This window comes from Mucilaginibacter mali, assembly GCF_013283875.1.
GTDB classification, from domain to species: Bacteria; Bacteroidota; Bacteroidia; order Sphingobacteriales; family Sphingobacteriaceae; genus Mucilaginibacter; species Mucilaginibacter mali.
Map to the genome: position 1 here is coordinate 310,129 of NZ_CP054139.1, position 20,853 is coordinate 330,981.

Consider the following 20,853-nt stretch of genomic DNA (forward strand, 5'->3'; position numbering starts at 1 on the left):
TACAAGCTAACCATAAACATTAGTTTTATTTGTTCCCGGTTAATAACAAGCCAATAATTAAAACCGTTATATTGAAGATGAAAAAGCTGCAAATTTTACTGTTTTCGCTTGGGGTGTTAGGTCTTGCAGCCTCGCAAGGTTACGCGCAGCAAAAACGCATTTTAAGTTTGGATAAGCTGAAAAGCAATATCAATTACTTCAACGCCATCGATACCGAAACGGTTAAAAACTATATCACCAACGATAAAGCTTACGATTTCCTGGCTAAGAACGCGCCCATTTTCGATTGCCCCGATTCGGCTATTCAGCGTATCTACTATTATCGTTGGTGGACATTCCGCAAGCATCTGAAGCAAACCCCGGATGGTTTTATTTTCGATGAGTTTATCACCCCGGTAAGTTTCTCGGGCATTTATAACAGTGGCAGCAGCGCTTTGGGGCATCAAATCTATGAAGGCCGCTGGCTTCACGATACACAGTATATTAAGGATTATATTAACTTTTGGCTATATACCGATCCGAAGCAGCCTAAGCCAAAGTTCCACAATTTTAGTAGCTGGGTTGATAACGCGGTTTACAACTTCTATTTGGTAAATAAGGATAAAGGATTTATCGAAAAGATACTGCCAGAGTTAAACAAAGACTACAAACTTTGGGAAACCGAGAAACAACTACCATCGGGCCTGTTCTACCAGTTTGATGTAAGGGACGCGATGGAAGAATCCATCAGCGGCAGTCGAAAGGATAAAAACCGGCGGCCAACCATCAATAGCTATATGTACGGCAACGCAGTGGCACTAGCAAAAATGGCCGATTTGGCAGGAATAGATTCGCTTAAGACCAAATACACCCAGAAGGCCGTCATGATGAAAAAGCTGACGCAGGATAGCCTTTGGGATGCCGAAGCCAGTTTCTTTGAAGCCAAACACCCCAATGGAAAATTTGCCGGTGCCCGCGAAGAACTGGGCTTCATTCCATGGTATTTTAGCCTGCCCGATGATAAACCCGCCTACGCCAAACAATGGGACCAGTTATTAGACGAAAAAGGCTTTAAAGCCCCCTGGGGACTAACCACTGCCGAACGTCGTCATCCGCTGTTCCGCACCCATGGCAATGGGCATAGCTGCGAATGGGATGGCGCGGTATGGCCATTTGCTACTACGCAAACCTTAAAGGGCTTATCTAACCTGCTTACCAATTATACCAACAAAGGAAGTATGACCCCGGCGGTTTTTTACGATGAACTGCATAAATACGCCCTGTCGCACATTAAACGTGGTGTGCCTTACCTTGGCGAATACCAGGACGAAAAGACCGGCTACTGGCTGAAAGGCGATAACCCGCGCAGCAGCTATTACAACCACTCGGGGTTTGTAGACCTGGTGATCAACGATCTTGTTGGCTTTAAACCACGCGCCGATAATATGCTGGAAGTATCGCCGCTGGTACCGCAGGGCAAATGGAAATGGTTCGGGTTGGATAATGTGCTTTACCATGGCCGAATCATCAGCATACTTTGGGACGAAACCGGCACTCACTATAAAAAAGGCAAAGGCCTGAGCGTTTATGCGGATGGCAAAATGATATACCGTGGCAATGCACTGAAGCATATACTGGTGAAGATGACATAATACAAAACATAGCGAGGGGTTTCAAACCCCTCGCTATGTTTTTGTCGGATTTTACCTCGTTTACCCGGTCAATACCCCAATCCATGCTAAATTCGTACAGCAGATGGAAAATATATTAGATTAAAATACCACACACTACTGATAATTTTGGTTATCGTACAACCAATAAAAACGATAACCTATATACCCCGTTAAATATTTTGTGGTTGATAGCCGTACAGGCATCATCGCCGTAATTTTTTATAAGTAATGAGTAGAAGAATAAGCCTTTGGTATGGCATTTTAATGTTATGTGCTGCCAGCATTAGTTTAACAGCGCAGGCAACCGAGCCGGTAAAAAAATCAGTTAATATTGTTACTTATAAAGGCCATCACGCCCGTATTGATTATGGCGTAAAAAAACTAACCGAGGCTTTGCAAAAAGCAGGTTATAAAGTAAGCGCAAGCAGCGATAAACCGGTTGCCGGTATGCCCAACATCGCAATCAATATTAATACTGCTGTATTAAAAAATGCCGCAACAAATACGGTTAAATCCATACTTAAAGAGGGATTCAGTATTAGCAGTTCCCTGAATAAGATTAACATTATAGGTAACGATAATTCAGGCGCTTTATATGGATGTATCGAACTGGCCGATCGCATAACGGCCAGTCACAGCCTGCCTACAAATGTTACCATGCAAGATAAGCCCGAAATGGTATTGCGCGGTACCTGTATCGGTATGCAGAAACCGGCCTTGCTGCCCGGTCGTGGTACTTACGAATATCCTTACACGCCCGAGAATTTCCCGTGGTTTTACGATAAAGGTCTATGGTCGCGCTACCTCGATTCGCTGGCCGAAAACCGCATGAACTCGTTGTACCTGTGGAACGGCCACCCGTTCGCTTCGCTGGTTAAGGTGAAAGATTATCCATATGCCGTTGAGGTTGATGACGCCACTTTTAAAAAGAACGAGGAGATGTACCGCTGGCTGGCCGATGAATGCGATAAGCGCGGCATCTGGCTAATTCAGATGTTCTATAACATTATCGTATCTAAACCCTTTGCCGAGCATAACAATCTGAAAACGCAGGACCGTAACCGCCATATCGTCCCTATTATTGCCGATTATACCCGTAAATCTATCGCGGCCTTTGTTGAGAAATATCCCAATGTAGGTCTGTTGGTGGCGCTGGGCGAAGCGATGGAAGGCGTTGGCCAGGATGACATCGACTGGTTCACTAAAACCATTATTCCAGGTGTAAAAGATGGCTTGAAAGCTTTGGGTAAGACCGAGGAACCACCCATTGTACTTCGCGCGCATGATACCGACGCGCCCGAGGTGATGAAGTACGCCAAACCCATCTACAGTAACCTGTATACCGAAGCTAAATTTAACGGCGAGGCGTTGACCACTTACACCCCGCACGGTCCATGGGCCGATCTGCACCGTACGCTGAGCCATATCGGTACCGTACAGATAGAGAATATCCACATCATGGCAAACCTGGAGCCGTTCCGCTATGGTTCGGCCGATTTTATACAGAAATGTGTGCAGGCTATGCACAGCGTTTACGAGGCTAACGGCCTGCACTTGTATCCGCAGGCATCGTACTGGGACTGGCCATATACCGCCGATAATGCAGATGGCAAACGCATCCTGCAAATAGATCGCGACTGGATCTGGTACAAAGAATGGGCCCGATACGCCTGGAACGCTCACCGCGACAGGGCCGGAGAGGTAAAATATTGGTCGGCGCAATTGGCCACCAAATACGGTACCGATATGGCGCACGGCAAAGATATCCTGAACGCCTACGAACAAGCCGGCGAAATATCGCCCCAAATACTGCGCCGCTTTGGTATTACCGACGGCAACCGCCAAACCATGACTTTGGGTATGCTGATGCAGCAATTGGTGAACCCCGAAAAATTTGGCTTGTTCACCCTGCTGTATAACTCCGAAGGCCCCGAGGGCGAGATGTTGAGCGAATACGCCGAAAAAGAATGGAAGCACCAGCCGCACACAGGCGAAACCCCGGTTGATGTGATTAATAACATTATAGCCTACGGTAAAAAATGTGTAGAGGCCGCCGAAAAGGCATCGGCAGGCGTAGGCAAGGATAAAGCCGAATTTGTCCGACTGAAGAACGATATGTATTGTTACAACGCTATGGCCAACAGCTATGCCCACAAGGCCAAAGCCGCGCTATGGGTATTGCGCTACAAATACAGCGATGACGTAGCCGACCTTGAAAAAGCTGTACCCGAAATGGAGACCAGCCTGAAATATTTTGATGAACTTGTAAAGCTAACCAAAGACAGCTACCTGTATGCCAATAGCATGCAAACCAGTCAGCGTAAAATACCCATCACCGGCAAGGATGGCAAAATGAAGACCTGGATAGAACTGCTACCCGTTTACCAGCAGGAACTGGCTAACTTTAAAAAGAATATCAATATCTTAAAATCGCCGCAGGCAGCTGCCAGGCGTGCCGAGCGCGTGGTGTTAACTAATGCCCGATATGATATGGTTAAAGGTTTAAGCAGTTACACTTTAGCTCCCGGCGCGCAGGTTTTTGCCGATACCGCGGCGACCATTAAAAATATCGCCCCTGAATTAAAAGGTCTGCAGAGTATACAATTTAATAAAGCCAAACAGGTTAAAGATGGTACCACATTCACCTTTACATCGGCCAAACCGGTGAAGGTGTTGGTGGGCTACTTCATCCGTAAAGCACCTGGTTACCTGCCCGAACCGCAACTGGAGACCGACGCCAGCGCCAACGAATTTGGCCAGGCTGATGTGAAGATCACCAGCGGCGTACAGATAAATAATATGCCTCCGGTAAACGTGCACACCTTCAGCTTTAAGGCAGGTACCAATACGCTTACCCTGGGCAAAGGCGCCTGTTTGATCTTAGGGGTTGTTGACTATACCGCCAACGTTCCTGTTTATGATGCAGGCTTGAGCAATGAGGGTAATATTAAGGACTTACGTTGGTTGTTTAATTAGGATATAATGAGACGCTCTTTAGGTCAGCGGCAACATAGTTCCCTCCCTTGGGAGGGGTGCGGAGGGAATGCCCGATGGCAGGGAGGGGCTTCCCGACCGGCAGCCAATCTAAGTGTTCCCGCAGGGTCTCTCGCAGAGGTCCCTGCGCAAGCCATGCAGATCCGAAATAATAATGGCGTTACCTTCGGCCCGGGCTGTCCGCTCATACTGCACAAGGCCTTAGCCACGGGCCGGTATCCGTTTCCATCCCTAACGCGGGAAGCTGATGCAAAAAAGACGGGCGTTTCCATGCCCCGGAGGGGCTACCTGTTTGTAGCATCGCATCCCCAAAAACACCTATGCCCCGGAGGGGCTACCCATACCCCCAATACAAAAGCGGGGGAAGGTGCTATTCCCTCCCATAGGGAGGGTGTAGGGAGGGGTTCCAATACGTTACATCCATTTACAAACGACACAAGCCCCTCCCTGCCACAACACGACCAGCCGCACCCTTCCCCCTGGGCGGGAACTTTTAGAACCCTTTTCAAAGGAGAGGGCAGGATGAGGGCCCTGTTTTTAGCTTTATGCCTTGTGCTTTCCGCTTTCAGCCTTAAAGCCCAATCCACCCGGCAGGATATCTCCCTCAACGCCAACTGGAAAACCATTGCCGACGATAACAGCAACAAAACTTATAACGGCTTTGAACAAACCAGCTTCAGTGATAAAAGCTGGAAAACCGTCAACGTTCCCCATAACTGGGACGATTACGGGGGCTACCGCCGTCTGAAACACGGCAATCGTCATGGCTATGCCTGGTACCGCAAAATGTTTACTGTAGCAGCGCAACCGCAGGGTAAGCGTTATTTCCTGTTTTTTGAGGGGGTAAGTTCGTACGCCACGGTTTGGTTGAATGGCAAGCAGGTGGGCTATCATGCCGGTGGCCGTACCACGTTCATGCTGGATGTTACCGATGCTATTCTGCCCGGCAAAACCAACCTGCTTAGTGTTCGTGCCGATCATCCGTCGTTTATAAAAGACTTGCCATGGGTTTGCGGGGCTTGTTCCGATGATCCCGGTTTTTCTGAAGGTTCGCAGCCAATGGGTATCTATCGCCCGGTGCATCTCATCATTACCGACCCGGTACGGATCCAGCCTTTCGGCATCCATATCTGGAACGATACTACGGTTAGCGAACGCTCGGCTACGCTGAACCTGGAGACAGAAGTAAAGAACTACAGCAAAGCATTATCAAACGTCAGCATCATCCAAAAACTGCTGGATGCTACGGGTAAACTGGTGGCATCAACCCAAACCAATAAAAAAATAGAAGCAGGCAGCGATGCCACCATCGCCCAAACATTACCAAAGCTCAGCAATGTACACCTCTGGGACCTACAACATCCGTACTTGTACCAACTGGTTACCGAAATATCAGCCAACGGGAAAATAACCGACAGGCAAACCACACCTTATGGCATCCGCTGGATCAGTTGGCCTATTGGGCGTAAGAACAGTGATGGGCGTTTTTACCTGAATGGCAAACCGATATTCATCAATGGTATTGCCGAATATGAACACCTGATGGGCAAAAGTCACGCCTTTACTTCTCAGCAGGTAAAGGCACGTGTGATGCAGGTAAAGGCTGCCGGGTTCAACGCTTTTCGCGATGCGCACCAGCCGCATAATTTGGAATACCAGAATTACTGGGATAAGCTGGGCATCCTGTGGTGGCCGCAGTATTCGGCGCATATCTGGTACGATACTAAAGAGTTTCGCGACGAGTTTAAAACCCTGCTGGTTGATTGGGTGAAGGAGCGTCGCAACAACCCCTCGAACATCCTTTGGGGTTTGCAGAACGAAAGCCGACTGCCCGAGGATTTCGCTAAAGAATGTTCGGATATCATCCGCAAACTCGACCCGACCGCATCATCGCAACGCAAAATTACTACCTGCAATGGCGGCCGCGGTACCGATTGGGACATACCCCAAAACTGGACGGGCACCTACGGTGGCAACCCGCTTACTTATAGCGACGACATAAAAAAGCAAAACCTGGTAGGCGAATACGGCGCCTGGCGCAGCGAAGGCCTGCATACCGAGGGGCCGTTTAACCCAAATGGTCCGTACAGCGAAGAACGCTTCGCTCAATTAATGGAAACCAAAGTTCGTTTGGCCGAGGCGGTAAAAGATAAGGTATCGGGGCAGTTTCAGTGGTTGCTTTATTCGCATGATAATCCCGGTCGCACCCAGGGCGGCGAGGGTATGCGCGAAATGGACCGCGTTGGCCCGGTAAATTACAAAGGCCTGTTCACCATTTGGGGGCAACCTACCGATGCGTTCTATATGTACCGCGCTAATTATGTACCAGCCAGCAAAGAGCCAATGGTCTACATCGTATCGCACACCTGGCCTAACCGCTGGTTGAAGCCTGGGAAAAAGGACAGCCTTGTAGTGTATTCTAATTGCGATGAGGTGGAGTTGTTTAACGATATCGGCCATACATCGCTGGGTAAAAAGAAAAGGGGGGGCATCGGTACGCACTTTCAATGGGATGGCGTGGATATCAAATACAACGTACTATACGCAGTGGGCTATGTGAACGGAAAGCCGGTAGCAAAGGATGAGGTGGTGTTGAACCATTTGCCACCGGCGCCTAATTTGGCCGCAACTGAAAAAGAGAAGGACGATATTTTAAAACCAGTGCCCAACAGCAAATACGTTTGGCGCATCAATTGCGGCGGCGATGCTTACACAGATAGCTTCGGTAACCATTGGGAACCCGATAACATTTGGTTCAATTCATCATCATGGGCGAGCGAATATCGTGAGATGCCCGAAGCTTTTGCCAGTCAGCAACGAACGTTCGACCGTATTAAAGGGACGAACAATAGTGCCTTGTTCCAAACATTCAGGTACGGGCAGGATAAGCTGAAGTTTTATACCCAATTGCCCGATGGCGATTACCGGGTGGAGTTATTTTTTACCGAGCCATGGTACGGCGCGGGCGGTACCGATTGTACCGGCTGGCGTGTGTTTGATGTAGCCATAAACGGCGAGACCAAAATAAAAGACCTGGATATTTGGAAAGAAGCAGGTTATGATCGCGCCCTTAAAAAAACAGTGTATGCCCACATCAACGGCGGAGAATTGGAAGTCTCGTTCCCTAATGCAGCCGCGGGCCAGGCCATTATATCGGCTATCGCGGTTGCTCAGTTAAAGGTTACCAGGGCCCTGGCTGATACGGATTTTCATGTATATCCGCAGCTTTTAACCGGCCCCACTTTGCTAAAAAGGTGGTTGGATATCGGGCAGAAACAATACAGCAATGCTGATATTACCTTTAGCAATTTACCCCCGGTATTGTTCGGTGCCGAATGGATCCAGACAGAAAACAAAGCGGGTAGCGAGGTGCGTTCCGTTCGCTCACACGAAGCACCGGTGAATGTATACGTAGCGATGGACTGCGCGCCCGAAGATCGCCCCGAGTGGTTGCGCGATTACGAAGTTACTGGCCTGTACATAGAGAACGACTATAAAGGCGGGCATAAAATGCCGCTTTACCGCAAGCGTTTTAACCCGGCCCGTAATATTAATTTGGGTGAAAATAAGGGCGAGCTGATGTTCACCATTTTCGCGGTACCTGTTACCCAAATGGAACCCGCTACCGATCTGCGTAAAACCATCAGCTACAATACCGATGCGGCGCAGATACAGGGCAGCGGCATGGTACAGGATACGCTGAGTGGAAAAAAAGTGATACGTTTAAATAAGGATAACACGGGCAGCGTGGCCTTTGCCATTGCGCCGGGTGTGGCCGATCTGTATGCCATCCGCATAAAATATTACAACCAAACCGATAAAACCTTCGCCGGGAAAATGCAACTGATAGCGGCCGACGGCACAGTGATGAAGCAGGAAGAAATCAGCTTTAAACCTGTGGCTAAAAATAAATCGGGTACGGTGAATACATCTTCGGGCACCAGTATTAACGCGGGTAATTATAAAGTAGTAATTACTGCGCCGGGTGCCGATGGTTTGGCAATAAGCGGGGTGGAGGTACAGTAATTAAGGGGATACCCCTGATAAATTAAAAATTCATTGCCGTTGACTTTAGTCAACGGATTGTGATGAAATATTTAATGGCTTTAGCCAAATGAAAACGCGGTATTTGGCTAAAGCCATTTGAAAGTGCCCGCTAACCTGCCCCATAAATGGGACGGCAATGAATTGGAATATTTGCGCTTAATTAGAAAATAAATGAAAGCTTGCTTTAAATACGTTTTGCTGTTATTACTGATCTCTGCACAGGTTTTTGCGCAGAGCTTAAAAGTTACAGCATTGCAATGCGAGTATAAACCCAACCCACAGGGTATTGAAAGCTTAGCCCCCAAACTAAGCTGGCAATTGCAAAGTACCCAACAGCAAACCCTGCAAACCGCTTACCGCATACAGGTAACCGACGGCAAAGCCGTGATGTGGGATAGCAAAAAAGTAAATTCGGCCGCATCTATACAGGTAGCTTATCATGGCAAACCATTACTACCGGCTAAAACTTATTATTGGAAGGTGATGGTTTGGGATAACTATGGGCAAACATCGGGCTGGAGCAATACGGCCAACTGGCAAATGGGCCTGCTAAATGCTGCCGGCTGGAAAGGTGCCCAATGGATAGCTTATGATAAGATACCCGATACATCGGTGATTACCCCGCTGATACACCTGCGCGGGCCTAAAAAACTGGGTTTGGCTAATGATGTGTTGCCGCTGGTACGCAAAACTTTCACGGTGAAAGCGCCATTGAAAAAAGCTACACTTTACATTTGCGGCCTTGGCCATTTTGATTTAAGCCTGAACGGTAAAAAAATAGGCGACCATTTCCTCGATCCTGGATGGACCATGTATACCAAACAGGCTTTATACGTGCCGTTTGATGTGACCCAACAACTGCTATCGGGTAAAAATACCATCGGGGTGATGCTGGGCAACGGCTTTTATTATATCCCGCGCGATAAACGCTACCGTAAAATGACGGGTGCTTATGGTCATCCTAAACTGATATGCCGTTTGGTGATGGAGCATACCGATGGTACTGTAGAGAATTTAGTTAGCGATAAAAGCTGGAAAACATCGCCCGGCCCCATAACCTTCAGCAGCATTTACGGCGGTGAAGATTATAACGCCAATCTTGAACAAAAAGACTGGGATACCAATACGTTTAACGATGCCAAATGGCAAGATGCCATAACAGTTGATGGTTCACCGCAATTGAACGCGCAGCAGGCCGACCCGCTGAAAGTGATGCAAACCTTTACGCCGGTTGCCCAAAAAACGCTGATCAGCGGAGCCGTGGTTTATGACCTGGGGCAGAATTTTTCGGGCATCCCGCAGGTAACGGTGCAAGGCAAAAAAGGCGATACCGTTCGGCTCATCCCCGCCGAACTGGTGAACGAAGATGGCAGCGCCAACCAAAAGGGTTCGGGGAGCCCTTATTATTGCAATTACATTTTAAAAGGTAATGAAGTGGAAAGTTGGCAGCCGCGGTTCACCTATTACGGTTTCAGGTATGTGCAGGTGCAAACTAATGCCAAAGTGGTAGCGATTAAAGGCTTGCATACCCGCAATTCGGCGGCCGAAGCGGGGAGTTTTGCCAGCTCTAACGCCTTGTTCAATAAAACGTTCAACCTGATTAATTGGGCCATGCGCAGCAATATGGCCAGCGTAATGACCGATTGCCCCACCCGCGAAAAGTTGGGCTGGTTGGAGCAGGCGCATTTGGTAGGCGCGTCGCTGCACTATAATTACGATTTGCATGGCCTGGCGCTGAAATGTATAGACGATATGCGCAAAGCCCAAACACCCGAAGGTTTGGTGCCCGAAATAGCACCCGAGTTTACGCAGTTCACCGAGCCGTTCCGCGATTCGCCGGAGTGGGGCAGCAACGCGGTGATCTTCCCCTGGTATGTGTATCAATGGTATGGCGATCAGCAAGTGCTGGCCGAGAGTTATGATATGATGAAACGTTATATCGCTTACCTGGGTACAAAGGCTGTTGACAATATCCTTACACAAGGCCTGGGTGATTGGTACGATCAGGGGCCAAAGCCGCCCGGTCTTTCACAGCAGACACCAAAAGGTATCACCGCTACGGCCATGTACTATTACGATCTGGATATTGCCACCAAGGTAGCTTTTCTGTTAGGGAAAGATGCCGATGCCAAAGCCTATCAAAAACTGGCCACCGAAGTAAAGGCCGCTTATAACAAAGCGTTCTTTAATGCAGATATCAAACAATACGGCACCGGCAGCCAGACGGCCAATGCCATGTCGGTTTATATGGGTTTGGTTGATGATAAGGATAAACCTGCCGTTATTGAAAACATTGTTAAAGAACTAAAAGAACATAACTATGCCCTCACTGCCGGCGATATCGGTTTCCATTATCTTATCTCTGTACTGGATGAGGCCGGGCGCTCGGATGTTATCTACCTTATGAATAACCGCTCGGATGTGCCGGGCTACGGTTACCAGTTGGCCCATGGCGCAACAGCACTGACCGAAAGCTGGGGCGCGCTCCCATCGGTATCCAACAACCACTTTATGCTGGGGCATTTGATGGAATGGTTCTATACCGGGCTGTCGGGCATCAGGCAGGGCGAAGGCAGTGTGGCCTTTAAAAAGATAGAGATAAAGCCGCAGGTGGTAGGCGATGTTACATCGGCATCGGCAAACTATCAATCACCGTATGGCGTTATATCCAGCAGTTGGAAAAAGCAGGGCGATAAATTTGTGCTGTCGGTAAGTATTCCTGCTAACACTACCGCCACCGTTTACATGCCATGTAAAGATGCAGCCAACATTACCCTGGGCGATAAAAACAATAAAAACCGCAAAGGATTTGAATTTATAGGATACAATAAAGGGATAGCGATATTAGGCGTAGGCTCGGGTAATTATACGTTCACCGCCCAATAATGCACCCCAAAATAAGAATATGATGAAACGTACGATCAAGCTGTTTACATTACTGTTAGCCATGGGTGCCTTCCTGTCTGCATCTGCACAGGGCAAAAAAACAAAAGCCACAGCCGCAAAAAAGGCCGCCGCTTTGCCCGCCACCGTGAGCGATAAAACCATGCAGGGCATCTATAACGAAATAAAAACGCCCTACAAATACGGCCTGGTTATCGCCACGGATGATAACTCCAAAAAAACCGATTGCCCAAGCGTGTTCCGCAAAGGTAACGAATGGTTTATGACCTACCTCATCTTCACCGGCCGCGGTTACGAAACCTGGCTGGCCCAAAGTAAGGACTTGTTACATTGGGAAACCAAAGGCCGCATCATGTCGTTCAGCGATAGTACGGCCGCTAATTGGGATGCTAACCAAAAAGCAGGCTACATTGCTTTGCAGGATCCGGCCTGGGGCGGCAGTTACGCCCTGCAGCAATATCAGGGTAAATACTGGATGAGCTATTTCGGAGGGCATGATAAGGGGTATGAGAAAGGCTTGTTGTCTATCGGTATCGCGTCTACCAGCAAAGACCCGTCAACCGTGCACGAATGGGACAGGACCGACCACCCCGTACTGATGGCTACCGACGAGAACGTAAGCTGGTGGGATAACCACACCCTTTATAAAGAGACCATAATTTGGGATAAGGCCAAGCATACCGGCCACCAATTTGTGATGTATTATAATGCCAACGGCGATAGCCTGAACAAAAAACGCGGCGCCGAACGCATTGGCATGGCCACCAGCGACGATATGCTGCACTGGACCCGCTTCGGCAAAAACCCGGTGCTGAACCACCATACCGGCATCACCGGCGACCCATACCTACAAAAGATAGGTAACCTGTGGGTGATGTTCTATTTCGGTGCGTTTTGGAAAGATACCAAGGGCGCGTTCAACCGCTTTGCCTGCTCATACGATTTAGTGAACTGGACCGAATGGAAGGGCGACAACCTGATCGAGTCGAGCGAACCTTACGATGACCAGTTCGCGCATAAATCGTTCGTGGTGAAGTATAAAGGTGTGGTATACCACTTCTACTGCGCGGTAAACAAAGCCGACCAGCGGGGTATAGCGGTGGCTACATCAAAAGATATGGGCAAAAGCGAGGTGAATTTTATAGCGCCGCCGGTTAAGAAAAAATAGCGAGGTGGCAATTTAACCACAAAGGACACAGAGATTTTCACAAAGGCCGCAAAGAATGGCTTAGTGGTCAGTAAGAAAGATCTTTGTGCACTTTGTGGTTTCCCCCTTTGTGTCCTTTGTGGTTAATTCTGCTGATAGATATTCTATGCGATACATTTATATTCTCTGCTTCCTGTTAATTAGTGGTTTTGCCAACGCCCAAAATGCGCGCAAAACCGAGAGCTTCAACGCTGGCTGGAAGTTTTATTTGGGCGATGAACCTAATGCTAAGGAAGCCGCTTTTAACGATAGCAAATGGCGCAGCCTCAACCTGCCGCACGATTGGAGCATTGAAGGTCCTTTCGATGAGAAGCACTCCACCGGTCAGAACGAGGGTGGGCTACCTGCGGGGATTGGCTGGTACCGCAAAACGTTTACGGTGCCGGCATCGGCCAAGGGAAAACATTTGTTTATTGATTTTGACGGCGTTTACCGCAACAGCGAAGTTTGGATAAACGGACATTTGCTGGGCACCAGGCCTAATGGCTATATCTCGTTTGAATATGAGTTGACGGAGCATTTAAAGTTTGGCGCACAGAATGTGATAGCCATTAAGGTTGATAATTCGCAGCAGCCTAATTCGCGCTGGTATTCGGGTTCGGGGATATACCGGAATGTGTGGCTGGTGACAAAGAATAGCCTTCACATAGACCATTGGGGAATACAATTGACCACACCGATTATTAAAGATAAACAAGCGACGGTTGAACTGGCTATATCAGTAAAGAATGCCGAAGCCCGGATAAACGGAGATAAGAATGCTATCGTGGTTTTTCCCTTGCAAGTCAAAACCACTGTTTACGATGCAACTAATAAACAGGTTGCAAGTAATATAACTTTTGCAAATATGACAGACGACATCGAGCGTCAACGCATTTTCCAGGCAATACACATTCCTAATCCTAAACTTTGGTCAACCAACCTTCCTTATATTTATCGGGTAAGGGTTCAGCTACAAAATGGAACTCAGTTGGTGGATGAACAGACCATTAATACCGGCATCCGAACCTTTAATTTCGACGCAGTCAAAGGCTTCAGCCTGAACGGGATTCCTACAAAAATCAACGGCGTTTGTATGCACCATGATCTGGGCGTTTTGGGTGCCGCCGTCAACACCCGCGCCATCGAACGCCAGTTACAGATATTAAAAGATATGGGCTGCAACGCCATCCGCACATCGCACAACCCGCCAGCTCCCGAATTGCTTGACCTGTGCGACCGAATGGGCTTCCTGGTGATGGACGAGGCCTTTGATATGTGGAAGAAAAAGAAAAACAAGTTTGATTATGCAGTAGATTGGGATAAATGGCATGTGCAGGATCTGCAGGATCAAATATTGCGCGACCGTAACCATCCATCGGTTTTTGTGTGGAGCATCGGTAACGAGATCCGCGAACAGCGCGACAGTACGGGTATTACCATTGGGCGTGAGCTGGTGGATATTGTAAAGCAACTGGATAAAACCCGCCCGGTTACTTCAGCCCTGAGCGATGCCGATCCGACGAAGAATTTTATTTATCAATCGGGCGCGCTCGATCTGGTGGGATTGAATTATCACCAGGAAGTTTATGCCGATTTCCCGAAGAATTATCCGGGCCAAAAGTTTATCGGTACCGAGCAAATGTCGGCATTAGAGAGCCGTGGTTTTTATGATGAACCTACCGATACCACCCGTTTCTGGCCACAAAGCTCAAAAGAAAAATATACCAGGGGCAATCCAGAAATGGCCGTTACCGCCTACGATAACGTGGCCGCCTACTGGGGATCGACCCACGAAACAACCTGGAAGATCATTAAAAAATATCCTTTCCTTTCGGGGATGTTTGTGTGGACCGGATTTGATTATTTGGGCGAACCTACACCTTACCCATGGCCGGCCCGCAGTTCATATTTCGGAATTGTTGACCTGGCCGGTTTCCCTAAGGATGTTTACTACATGTACCAAAGCGAGTGGACTAACAAACCGGTACTGCACCTGCTGCCGCACTGGAACTGGCAGCCGGGTAAAACAGTTGATATTTGGGCGTATTATAATAACGCCGACGAAGTGGAACTATACCTGAACGGTAAAAGCCTCGGCATCCGTAAAAAACAAGGCGATGATCTGCACGTGGTATGGAAGGTGAAATATGAAGCCGGTACGCTAAAGGCCATATCCCGAAAAGATGGGAAAATCGTTAAAACGGAACAGGTAGTAACTGCGGGAGAGCCCTATCAAATAAAACTAAATGCCGATAGAAGCACTATTAAAGCCGATGGAAAGGATCTTTCTTTTGTTACCGTAACTGTGCTGGATAAGCAGGGAAACCCTGTTCCTAATGCCGATAATCTGATCAGATTTAATATTGAGGGCGCAGGTGTATTGAAGGCGGTAGATAACGGATCGCAAACCAACCTGCAATCATTCCAATCAAAACAGTGCAAATTGTTTAGCGGAAAATGCCTGGTTATTATACAATCGGGTCAGAAGAAAGGTAATATAGCTGTTACAGCTACGGGTAATGGATTGAAATCCGCATCACTAGGGCTGATTGGTGGCTGAAGGGTTAAAAAATCCCATGGTAAAATCGTACAATAGTTGGAGAAACCAATATAAAAATCTAACCCCTGCGTAGCTTAGCTTTATCCTGATAAAACCATAATAAACTACCTATTTATTAGCGTTAGGGATGAAGCAGCAAAATATCTTCGATTTTATTAATGTTGATGGGCTTTCATTAACACCCAAGTATATCCAGTTGGCTAATTCCATACAGGACGCGGTGAGTTCGGGCAAGATCAAGAGCAACTGGATCCTGCCATCGTTGCATGAGTTGACCTATCACCTGGAAATTTCGAAGGAAACGGCAGACCGTGGCTACAAATACCTGCGCGATCTGGGGGTGCTTTCATCGGTACCGGGAAAAGGCCATTATGTAACCGCTAAAAAGGTAGTGCAGCCCCGTAAAATATTTTTGCTGCTGGATAAGCTGAACGCCGGTCGTAAAACATTTTACGATGTGTTTAGCCAGGTGCTGGGCGATGATGTAACCATCGATTTTTATATTTATAACGACGATTACGAGCTGTTTAAAAAACTGCTGAACCGCCGCCGCGAGGGTTACTCGCACTACGTAATATTGCCGCACTTTGCCGAAGGTGGCGAACGCGCGCACGAATTGCTGAACACCATCCCCAAGGATAAACTGATACTGCTCGACCAGTCGGTGGTTGGCGTGGATGGCGATTTTGGTTCGGTATCCGAAAATTTCAAGCGCAATATTTATAAAGCCATGGAAACCGTGTTGGAAGACCTGAGCAAGTACGATACCATCCGCATTATATCATCGTCAAACATTAATCTTTCTGCTGATCTGAGCGCTGGCTTTAACCTGTTTTGCCAGCAATACGCGTTCGAACGCAGCATCGAACAAAATGTGCAAGACTTGCAGGTGAAGAAGGGCGAGGTATTTATTTGCCTGCATGATGATGACCTGGTGACCCTGATAGAAATGATCCGGACCGCCGGGCTGGAAGTAGGAGAGGACGTGGGCATTATCTCTTATAACGAAACCCCACTTAAGAGATACATCCTGAAGGGTATTACCACTATCTCAACGGATTTTGAGCAAATGGGCATTAAGGCCGCCAAAATGGTACTGAAAAACCAAATGGAGCACGTGGAGCTGGATTGCAGGTTGAAATTGAGGCACTCGTTGTAGGTACATTTTAAAAACACCCTGCTGGCAATTAGTTTATTTTAGCGCCGTCTTCATCGCTGCTAAAAATATTTTTTCTTAAATCTTCTTGTAGCGAAGATAAATTCATGGTTGGGATGGTGATGACTTTAAGACCAGATAAGGCAGATACTGCTGAGATGTAAGCCCTAATATAAGGGAATATGATTGCAGGAGCATTAATGCAAAAGTAATCTGAAAGACTATCGGTTGATTCCATGTTTTTGAATTCAAAATAACCGTAACCAGTCATATCAATTGAATATGTCTCTTTATCATCTTTAAGACTAATTTCTAAGCTTAGTATAAAAGTCTTATCAGAGTTGTTTAGAATACCTGAAGGACTAATTTGAATATCCGTTATTCCTGTTTCGCCAGGTTCTCTGGTGAAGTTAAAGTCCTTTACAATGAATTGTTCAAGTCTAAATGGCGAAGTGTGGATTGTGGACATAATTACGCTGCAATGGATAATTTATCATTACTACCTTGATAAGTAAAAATATCTTTTTCAATGAAAATTTCTATTTCATCATCAGACGGAAATTCTAAGCACTCATGATTATCTAATGCCATTTTGGCTAATTTATAACCCTTTCCTTGTTTCAAATAGATAATATCATCCAATTCAATAAGATCCCCATCTGTAACAAATGTTAGACTTTCAGATGGGAATTTTTTAATAAAATCTATGATAAACGAATTACGCATTAATGTAAGGTCATCACATTCTTGCAAATATTTTGCAGGAAGAACTTCTACAAAATGAGAATTATCGAAATTATCGTATTGATATCTGCATTGTATAAAAGGAAAATTGTCGACAATTTTATCAATCATCCCTGTTACAAATTCAAAGGTATTCATATTTTAAAATGCTTTATTAGTAGTTTTTGCGCATCTAATGCAGTATCGTATGCTTTCTTCGCAAAATTCTCTTTTATCTCAAAATTCTTATAATCCGATTTAACTCGGGCTCTTTTCAAATTTCCAATTGTATCATTGAACTTAGTTGCTTCGTATGGATTACTGGCCGACATTTGTTCAGTCATTTGATTAATTAGCCAAACATGTAATCCGCCATCTATGTTCGCGCCTTGTTTACTTTCTTCATCAATTTCATCTACTGTTTTCATGAAGTGTACATGTAATATATGATACATTAGTTGTACGCAACTATAATAGGAGCAGTGAACACTTGAACAATAAAAACCATTAATATTTAATTTGTTTGAGGCATCAATGTTGACTTTAGATTTGTCGTGCCAATATGACATGTACTAAAAATTAAGGTTTAAAGTTGTTCAAATATATACTATTATAATATTGTAGCTGACAAAATAATGACAATGTTACGGAATTTATAATTATTCTAAATAATGTTATTGTAAAATAATTTTTAAAATTGGAAAGGAGCAATAGGATGGTAGTACAAATTTATGGCAAAAATATTTATATGATGGTGACATACCTCCGCCACCACATCCCTCATGCTAAAATCCTATAATAGCCGGAAAACATGTTATATAAAATGAGGGGCACACGGGGTTACATTTGCTAAACCGTTTTGAACCTATAATAGTTAAATTTACTTATAACAGCTTCGCTACAGCGCATGAAAGTGTTACCCGTGCCCGACCTTGCCATTATACTACTTTACCTTGTGGGTATGGTGCTGGTGGGTTTTTGGTTTTCGCGCAAGAACAAAAATAGCGAGGCTTTCACCAAGGCATCGGGCCTGATACCGGGATGGGCTATCGGCTTTTCCATTTACGCTACATTTTTAAGCAGCAATACTTTTTTAGGTGTACCGGGCAAGGCTTTCGGGGGCAACTGGAACGCTTTTGTATTCAGCATCAGCATGCCGCTGGCGGCTTGGATAGCTGTAAAATATTTTGTGCCTTTTTATCGCAATACGGGCGAGGTATCGGCGTATACCCATTTAGAAAAACGCTTCGGCCCATGGGCGCGTACTTACGCCGTGGTTTGCTTTTTACTGACGCAGTTAGCCCGCATGGGGTCGATATTTTTTGGGATAGCGTTGAGTTTGCAGGCACTGACAGGTGTATCCATGCGCATGATCATGGTGGTGATGGGCACGGCTATTATCCTGTATACAGTTACCGGCGGCATCAAGGCGGTGATCTGGACAGAGGTGGTGCAGGGCATTATTAAAACCCTGGGCGCCATGCTGATCATTTACCTTGTGGTGAACAATGTGCCGGGCGGAGTTTCAAAAATTATGGAGATAGGCAAGGCCGATAATAAATTTAGCCTGGGTAGCTTCGCTATCAACTTTAAGGAACCTACTTTTTGGGTGATATTGCTGTATGGCTTCTTCATCAACCTGAATAACTTCGGGATGGATCAGAATTATATCCAGCGTTACCATACGGCTAAGTCAACTAAACAGGCAGCAAAATCGGTATGGCTTTGTGTTTATCTGTATGTGCCGGCATCGTTCCTGTTTTTCGTGATCGGGTCCTGCCTGTATGCTTACTACAATCTGCACCCCGAATTGCTGGAAACCATTAAGCACCAGGTAGCGGTAGAGCGTTTACCCGGCGCATCGGCCGCGGAGATCAGCAACGCGATGGCCGCACTTAAACCTGCAGATTATGGCGATAAGATAATGCCACACTTTATGGTAACGCGCATCCCTGCCGGGTTGGTTGGACTGATCGTTGCGGCTATCCTTTCGGCAGCGATGAGCACCATCAGTTCGGGCATGAACTCGTCGGCCACGGTGTTTACGGTAGATATTTACAAGCGCTATTTTAAGCCCGGCATCAACGAAAAGCAAACCATGAACCTGCTGCATATTATGACGGTTGTTTTCGGTGTAGCCGGGATGATAGCCGGGATAGGCATGATAGGGGTGAAGAGTATTTTGGATGTGTGGTGGCAGTTGTCGGGCATCTTCGCGGCTGGGATGCTGGGCCTGTTTTTATTGGGCCTGATCAGTCGGCAAACCCGTAACCACGAGGCTATGGCCGCTACTATTATCGGTGTACTGGTGATCCTGTGGTTAACATTCCCAACACTCATCCCCGATAGCTACGCCGCCCTGCGCAGCACGCTGAACACCAATATGATCATCGTAGTAGGCACGCTCACCATATTTTTGACCGGCCTGCTATTAACTAAGATAAAGCGAGAAGGATATACTGTTGGGCAACCAATGACTAATGAAAATGACCAATGACGAATAAAGAAAAAGGATTTATCCCTGTGATGCTGACGCCGTTTAAGAACAATGGCGATATTGATTACGATATACTGACCCAACTGACCGAGATCTACCTGAAGGCGGGCGCATCAGGACTGTTTGCCAACTGCCTGAGCAGCGAGATGTTTGAACTGGAAGATGACGAAAAGCTGCAGGCCATTAAGCATATTATAAAAGTGGTTGATGGTGCTGTGCCCGTAGTAGCAACCGGCACCTTTGGCGGGGTAATAAGTAAGCAGGCCGACTTTGTAAAACGTGTACATGATACCGGCACCCAGGCCGTTATTATATTAAACAGTCTACTGGCTACGGAAGACGAAAGCGACGCGGTATTTAACGACCGGGTTTTTGATCTGTTCAATCAAACAGACAATATTCCGCTGGGATTTTATGAATGCCCTGTTCCATACAAAAGATTACTATCGCCACAACAACTGATCGATTTTGTTGCTACCGGCCGGGTGATCTATCATAAGGATACCTGCCTGAACATCGACCAAGTAAAGCAAAAATTGGAAGCCGGAAAGGCTAACCCCAATTTCGGCTTGTACGATGCTTATATGGTGCACGCGGTCGATTCGTTAAAGGCAGGGTCGGCAGGTTTATCGTGTATCCAGGGTAATTTTTTCCCTGAGTTGATTGTTTGGTTATGCAAAAATTACGCTGATGACAGCAAGCAGCACGAGGTGGATATGGTGCAGCAGTTTTTGATAGATAATATGGATGTGATGCATAATGTATATCCTATCATTGCCAAGTACTGGTTAACCAAGCGCGGTTTAAATATCTCAACTATTACCCGCCGCAACGTAGGCGTGTTCACGCCAACCACCCGCAAGCAAATTGAGCATTTGTATGGCGATTATAGTTCGCTGAAGAGCCAGTTGGGGATAGCGAGCTTTGCGTAAATGAAATATTTTTGTCATGTTGAGTAATATAATCCCGGCGGCCTCTAATGGTTTTTATGACATACCGATGAAAGCCCCCTCTAAATCTCCCCCAAAGGGGGGAGACTTTGGAACCCTCTCCTCTGGAGAGGGCAGGGTGAGGCTTCAGCGGAAAAACAAACATGTCATGGGTAGCTTGTTTCAGCATCCCATTACACAG

General features: G+C 46.7%; 12 protein-coding genes. 9 read left to right on the forward strand and 3 right to left on the reverse strand.

The features are described from left to right. Positions 1–77: 77 nt before the first annotated feature. From HQ865_RS01570 to HQ865_RS01600, 7 genes are all read left to right on the forward strand, one after another. The gene (locus HQ865_RS01570; protein WP_173413203.1) at positions 78–1,631 is read left to right on the forward strand and encodes an MGH1-like glycoside hydrolase domain-containing protein; all 1,554 of its coding nucleotides are present in this window, start codon (positions 78–80) and stop codon (positions 1,629–1,631) included. Positions 1,632–1,880: 249 nt separating this feature from the next. After that, positions 1,881–4,628, forward strand: a complete 2,748-nt coding sequence (locus HQ865_RS01575) for an alpha-d-galacturonidase (protein WP_173413204.1) — start codon at positions 1,881–1,883, stop codon at positions 4,626–4,628. Positions 4,629–5,168: 540 nt separating this feature from the next. Beyond that, positions 5,169–8,672 carry a malectin domain-containing carbohydrate-binding protein gene (locus HQ865_RS01580; protein WP_173413205.1) on the forward strand — a complete coding sequence of 1,168 codons (3,504 nt, stop codon included), beginning with the start codon at positions 5,169–5,171 and terminating at the stop codon, positions 8,670–8,672. A 192-nt stretch (positions 8,673–8,864) separates the two neighbouring features. Next, positions 8,865–11,579, forward strand: a complete 2,715-nt coding sequence (locus HQ865_RS01585; RefSeq protein ID WP_173413206.1) for a glycoside hydrolase family 78 protein — start codon at positions 8,865–8,867, stop codon at positions 11,577–11,579. Between the two features lie 19 nt (positions 11,580–11,598). Next, the gene (locus tag HQ865_RS01590; RefSeq protein ID WP_237073694.1) at positions 11,599–12,765 is read left to right on the forward strand and encodes a glycoside hydrolase family protein; all 1,167 of its coding nucleotides are present in this window, start codon (positions 11,599–11,601) and stop codon (positions 12,763–12,765) included. 145 nt (positions 12,766–12,910) lie between these two features. Next, positions 12,911–15,346 (forward strand): beta-galactosidase GalB, encoded by a 2,436-nt coding sequence (gene galB / locus HQ865_RS01595; RefSeq protein ID WP_173413207.1) that lies wholly within the window; start codon positions 12,911–12,913, stop codon positions 15,344–15,346. 127 nt (positions 15,347–15,473) lie between these two features. After that, positions 15,474–16,505, forward strand: a complete 1,032-nt coding sequence (locus HQ865_RS01600) for a substrate-binding domain-containing protein (RefSeq protein ID WP_173413208.1) — start codon at positions 15,474–15,476, stop codon at positions 16,503–16,505. A gap of 28 nt (positions 16,506–16,533) precedes the next feature. Here the strand turns inward: HQ865_RS01600 and HQ865_RS01605 are convergent, their stop codons facing one another. The 3 genes from HQ865_RS01605 to HQ865_RS01615 are packed head-to-tail and all read right to left on the reverse strand — an operon-like array spanning position 16,534 to position 17,653. Further along, positions 16,534–16,971 carry a protein-export chaperone SecB gene (locus tag HQ865_RS01605; RefSeq protein ID WP_173413209.1) on the reverse strand — a complete coding sequence of 146 codons (438 nt, stop codon included), beginning with the start codon at positions 16,969–16,971 and terminating at the stop codon, positions 16,534–16,536. Between the two features lie 2 nt (positions 16,972–16,973). Then, positions 16,974–17,384: a hypothetical protein gene (locus HQ865_RS01610; protein WP_173413210.1), complete on the reverse strand. Its 411-nt coding sequence runs from the start codon at positions 17,382–17,384 to the stop codon at positions 16,974–16,976. Further along, positions 17,381–17,653, reverse strand: a complete 273-nt coding sequence (locus HQ865_RS01615; RefSeq protein ID WP_173413211.1) for a ubiquitin family protein — start codon at positions 17,651–17,653, stop codon at positions 17,381–17,383. The genes HQ865_RS01610 and HQ865_RS01615 overlap by 4 nt, the downstream gene beginning before the upstream one ends. Positions 17,654–18,132: 479 nt before the next feature. Between HQ865_RS01615 and HQ865_RS01620 the strand changes: the two genes are divergently transcribed. Beyond that, on the forward strand, positions 18,133–19,722 hold the full coding sequence (locus HQ865_RS01620; RefSeq protein WP_173413212.1) for a sodium:solute symporter: 1,590 nt from the start codon (positions 18,133–18,135) through the stop codon (positions 19,720–19,722). Next, a complete protein-coding gene (locus tag HQ865_RS01625; protein WP_173413213.1) occupies positions 19,719–20,654 on the forward strand; it encodes a dihydrodipicolinate synthase family protein in 936 nt (311 codons plus the stop codon). The genes HQ865_RS01620 and HQ865_RS01625 overlap by 4 nt, the downstream gene beginning before the upstream one ends. Positions 20,655–20,853: the final 199 nt, after the last annotated feature.

Coding starts and splice junctions, on each gene's coding strand:
- HQ865_RS01570 (WP_173413203.1), top strand. CDS start 78: ATGAAAAAGCTGCAAATTTTACTGTTTTCGCTTGGGGTGTTAGGTCTT.
- HQ865_RS01580 (WP_173413205.1), top strand. CDS start 5,169: ATGAGGGCCCTGTTTTTAGCTTTATGCCTTGTGCTTTCCGCTTTCAGC.
- HQ865_RS01610 (WP_173413210.1), bottom strand. CDS start 17,384: ATGAATACCTTTGAATTTGTAACAGGGATGATTGATAAAATTGTCGAC.
- HQ865_RS01590 (WP_237073694.1), top strand. CDS start 11,599: ATGATGAAACGTACGATCAAGCTGTTTACATTACTGTTAGCCATGGGT.
- HQ865_RS01625 (WP_173413213.1), top strand. CDS start 19,719: ATGACGAATAAAGAAAAAGGATTTATCCCTGTGATGCTGACGCCGTTT.
- HQ865_RS01615 (WP_173413211.1), bottom strand. CDS start 17,653: ATGAAAACAGTAGATGAAATTGATGAAGAAAGTAAACAAGGCGCGAAC.
- galB (WP_173413207.1), top strand. CDS start 12,911: ATGCGATACATTTATATTCTCTGCTTCCTGTTAATTAGTGGTTTTGCC.
- HQ865_RS01600 (WP_173413208.1), top strand. CDS start 15,474: ATGAAGCAGCAAAATATCTTCGATTTTATTAATGTTGATGGGCTTTCA.
- HQ865_RS01620 (WP_173413212.1), top strand. CDS start 18,133: ATGAAAGTGTTACCCGTGCCCGACCTTGCCATTATACTACTTTACCTT.
- HQ865_RS01575 (WP_173413204.1), top strand. CDS start 1,881: ATGAGTAGAAGAATAAGCCTTTGGTATGGCATTTTAATGTTATGTGCT.
- HQ865_RS01585 (WP_173413206.1), top strand. CDS start 8,865: ATGAAAGCTTGCTTTAAATACGTTTTGCTGTTATTACTGATCTCTGCA.
- HQ865_RS01605 (WP_173413209.1), bottom strand. CDS start 16,971: ATGTCCACAATCCACACTTCGCCATTTAGACTTGAACAATTCATTGTA.